Source organism: Streptomyces sp. UNOC14_S4 (genome assembly GCF_020740835.1).
Classification (GTDB): domain Bacteria; phylum Actinomycetota; class Actinomycetes; order Streptomycetales; family Streptomycetaceae; genus Streptomyces.
Genome location: NZ_JAINFC010000635.1, coordinates 1 through 3,766, shown reverse-complemented (window position 1 = coordinate 3,766; position 3,766 = coordinate 1). Strand labels below are relative to the sequence as shown.

Below are 3,766 nucleotides of genomic sequence, written 5' to 3'. Positions count from 1 at the left end.
GCTCGTACGCGACCTCGATCTTCGCGGCGGCGCGGCGGGCGGTCTCGGGGTGGTCGGCGGCGACGAGCGCGACGGGCTCGCCGTGGTAGCGGACGACGCCGTCGGCGAGGACGGGGGTGTCCTTGATCTCCAGCCCGTAGCGGGTCGCTGCGGGCAGGTCGGCGCAGGTGAGCACGGCGTACACGCCGGGCGTGGCGTACGCCCCGGAGAGGTCGACGGAGAGGATGCGGGCGTGGGTGTGGGGGCTGCGCAGGGTGTGCCCCCAGAGCATGTCCTCGTGCCAGAGGTCGGAGGCGTAGGCGAAGTCGCCGGTGACCTTCAGGGTGCCGTCGGGGCGCTGGGTGGACTCGCCGATGCCGCCGGGGGTGCGGCTGCCCTGGGTCAGGGAGACGGGGGTGCGGGAGACGTCCACGGTTCAGCCCGCCTCTCCGGCGCGGGCGGCCGCGAGGCGGACCGCGTCGAGGATCTTCTCGTAGCCGGTGCAGCGGCAGAGGTTGCCCGAGAGTGCCTCGCGGATGTCGGCGTCCGAGGGGTCCGGGTTGTGTTCCAGGAGGTCGTCGGCGGCGACGAGCAGGCCGGGGGTGCAGAAGCCGCACTGCACGGCGCCCGCGTCGATGAACGCCTGCTGGACGGGGGAGAGTTCCGCCGGGTCCTCGCGCGGCGGCCTGCCCGCGCGGTGGCGGGCGTAGTCGGCGAGGCCCTCGACGGTGACGATCTCGCGGCCCTCCGCCTGGCCCGCGGCCACCAGGCACGCGCAGACCGGCACGCCGTCGAGGCGGACGGTACAGGAGCCGCATTCGCCCTGCTCGCAGGCGTTCTTCGAGCCGGGCAGGCCGAGCCGCTCGCGCAGCACGTAGAGCAGGCTCTCGCCTTCCCAGACGTCGTCGGCCTGCTGGGGGCGTCCGTTGACCGTGAAGTTCACGCGCATCGTGCGGTCCTCTCCCTGCCACGGTACGCGTCCCAGGTCCAGCCGAGCGTACGGCGGGCCATGACGGCCACCGCGTGCCTGCGGTACCGGGCGCTGCCGCGCACGTCGTCGATGGGGTTGCAGGCGCCCGCGGCGAGCTCGCCGAACTGCCGGACGAGCGCGGGCGGCACGGGCGCGCCGGATTCCCACAGGCCCTCGTCCGCGAGCGCGGCGGCCAGGAAGTCCTCCGCGGCCCGGGCCCGTACGGGGGTGGGGGCGGCGGAGCCGATGCCGGTGCGCACCGTGCGGGTCTCGGGGTGCAGGGCGAGGCCGAAGGCGCAGACCGCGATGACCATGGCGTTGCGGGTGCCGACCTTGGAGAACTGCTGGGGGCCGTCGGCCTTCCTGACGCGTACGGCCCGGATCAGCTCGTCCGGCGCGAGGGCGTTGCGCTTGACGCCGGTGTAGAACTCCTCGACGGGGATCAGCCGGGTGCCGCGTACGGAGGCGACCTCCACGTCGGCGCCCGCGGCGAGCAGCGCGGGGTGGGCGTCCCCGGCCGGGGAAGCGGCGCCGAGGTTGCCGCCGACGCTGCCGCGGTTGCGGATCTGCGGGGAGCCGACGGTGCGCGAGGCGAGCGCGAGGCCGGGCAGCGGGCCGCCGAGCTCCTCGATGATCCGGGTGTAGGGGACGGCGGCGCCGAGGCGGACGTCGCCCGCGTCGTCCCCCCATTCGTACAAATCGCCGATACGATTCAGGTCCAGCAGATACTCCGGTCGGCGCCGGTCGAAGTTGATCTCGACCATCACGTCCGTGCCGCCCGCGATGGGCACGGCCGTGGGGTGCTCCGCCTTGGCGGCGAGCGCTTCCTCCCAGCTGCCGGGGCGCAGGAAGTCCATGGGGTCTTCTCTTCTCGACGGTGTCCCGTGGGGGCGGTCCGATGGGTGCGTGGGGGATTCCGGACCGGGCGTCGCGTGTCCCGTTCGCGCGGCGTGCAGCCAGTACAAGGGTGCCCGGGCACCCTGGTGCAGTCACCGAAACCATGAAGCGGTTCGCTGGCCACGGCCCTCGTCTTGTAGATTCGAACGAAAGGCGGGGTTCAGAAACCTCACCGCATTCCACTGGTTACAACACGACAGATCGGCGGCGACCACGATGCGGCTGCGCGCACTCCTTGAGACCGAGGCGCTGGGCCTTCGGCTGCTCGGCGGAGAGGACGAGCTCGACCGCTCCGTACGCGGCGTGATGACCACCGACCTGCGCGACCCGAGCCGGTATCTCTCCGGCGGCGAGCTGGTCCTGACGGGCCTGGCCTGGCGCCGGGAGCCGGAGGACTCCGAGCGCTTCGTCCGCATCCTGGCGGCGGCCGGGGTGGCCGGGCTCGCGGCGGGCGAGGCGGAGCTGCGGTCGATCCCGGCCGACCTGGTCCAGGCGTGCGCGCGGCACCGGCTGCCGCTGTTCTCGGTGGTGGAGGACGTGTCGTTCGCGTCCATCACCGAGCACGTGGTGCGGCAGGTCTCCAGCGAGCGGGCCGGGGACCTGGCGGCGGTCGTGGACCGGCACCGGCGGCTGATGACCTCCGGCCCGACGGGCGGCGGCCCCGAGGTCGTCCTGGACCTGCTGGGCTCCGACCTGGACCTGCGGGCCTGGGTGCTCTCCCCCACCGGCCGGCCGATCGCCGGCTCCTCGCTGGCGGGCGCCGGGCCCGAGCTGCCGCCCGCCGTGTGCGCCGCCCTCGCGGGCGAGCACCTGGCCGCCGCGCGCACGGGCCGCCGCGGCCCGCACCGGGTGAGCGCCGGGGGCAACACGTACTCCCTCTTCCCGATCAGCGGCGGCGGGCGCGGCGCGGGCCGCGACATCCGCGAGACCGTGCTGTCGGACTGGCTGCTGGCCGTCGAGGCGGACGCCGGCGACTGGTCCGCCGAGCGGCTCGACCTGCTCGACGGCGTCACCCAGCTGATCGCCGTCGAACGGGACCGGCGGGACGCGGCGCGCACGGTACGCCGCAGGCTCGCCCAGGAGGTCCTCGAACTCGTCCAGACGGGTGCGCAGCCCACCGAGATCGCGGCGCGCCTGCGGGTCGCGGCGCCCGTGCTGCTGCCCGGCCTGGGGACGGCGCCGCACTGGCAGGTCGTCGTCGCCCGCGTCGAGTGGGAGGGCGCGGACGCGCCCGGCGGCCCGGTGGCCCAGGCCCTGCTGGAGGAGATCCTCGTCGACCCGGAGTCCCCCGGCACGGAGCCGTCCGACCGGATCGCCGTCGCCCACCTGGGGGACGAGGCGGTGGCACTGGTGCCGCTGCGCGCGGACGGCATGGGGGCGGCCGAGGACTCCCCGACGGCGTCCGGCGGCGGCCTGCACGCGGAGACCCTGCTGGCCACCGTCCGCGAACCGCTGTCCCGCGGCCTGGACGACGACGGCCGGGTCACCTTCGGCGTGAGCGCCCCCGTGCACTCGGCGGAGGGCCTGCGCGGCGCCCTGGAGGAGGCCCGCCACGCCCGCCGCGTCGCCGCGGCCCGCCCGGGCCGCGTCTGCGCCGCGGGCCACCAGGAGCTGGCCTCCCACGTCCTGCTGCTGCCCTTCGTCCCCGACGACGTACGCCGCGCCTTCACGGCCCGCCTCCTGGACCCGCTGCGCGACTACGACCACCGCCACCGCGCCGAACTCATCCCGACCCTGGAAGCCTTCCTCGACTGCGACGGCTCCTGGACCCGCTGCGCCACGCGCCTGCACCTGCATGTGAACACCCTGCGCTATCGGGTGGGCAGGATCGAGCAGCTGACGGGGCGCGACTTGTCCCGCCTGGAGGACAAGCTGGACTTCTTCCTTGCGCTGCGGATGAGCTGAGGCGCTCGGTGGGGG

3 protein-coding genes and 1 pseudogene are annotated in these 3,766 nt (G+C 74.9%); 1 reads left to right on the top strand and 3 read right to left on the bottom strand.

The annotated features are described in order from the left end of the window. The 3 genes and pseudogenes from K6I34_RS33460 to K6I34_RS33450 form a co-directional block, all read right to left on the bottom strand. Positions 1 to 412 (bottom strand): annotated as a pseudogene (locus tag K6I34_RS33460) (xanthine dehydrogenase subunit D); the annotation flags it as partial. A 3-nt stretch (positions 413 to 415) separates the two neighbouring features. Next, the gene (locus K6I34_RS33455; RefSeq protein WP_229331801.1) at positions 416 to 928 is read right to left on the bottom strand and encodes a (2Fe-2S)-binding protein; all 513 of its coding nucleotides are present in this window, start codon (positions 926 to 928) and stop codon (positions 416 to 418) included. Beyond that, positions 919 to 1,806 carry a xanthine dehydrogenase family protein subunit M gene (locus K6I34_RS33450; RefSeq protein WP_229331800.1) on the bottom strand — a complete coding sequence of 296 codons (888 nt, stop codon included), beginning with the start codon at positions 1,804 to 1,806 and terminating at the stop codon, positions 919 to 921. Before K6I34_RS33450 ends, K6I34_RS33455 begins: the two co-directional genes overlap by 10 nt. A gap of 256 nt (positions 1,807 to 2,062) precedes the next feature. Between K6I34_RS33450 and K6I34_RS33445 the strand changes: the two genes are divergently transcribed. Further along, a complete protein-coding gene (locus K6I34_RS33445) occupies positions 2,063 to 3,751 on the top strand; it encodes a PucR family transcriptional regulator ligand-binding domain-containing protein (RefSeq protein ID WP_229331799.1) in 1,689 nt (562 codons plus the stop codon). Positions 3,752 to 3,766 lie beyond the last annotated feature (15 nt).

Excerpts from the sequence above, each read along its gene's own strand:
- K6I34_RS33450 (WP_229331800.1), bottom strand. The coding sequence starts at position 1,806 with ATGGACTTCCTGCGCCCCGGCAGCTGGGAGGAAGCGCTCGCCGCCAAG.
- K6I34_RS33445 (WP_229331799.1), top strand. The coding sequence starts at position 2,063 with ATGCGGCTGCGCGCACTCCTTGAGACCGAGGCGCTGGGCCTTCGGCTG.
- K6I34_RS33455 (WP_229331801.1), bottom strand. The coding sequence starts at position 928 with ATGCGCGTGAACTTCACGGTCAACGGACGCCCCCAGCAGGCCGACGAC.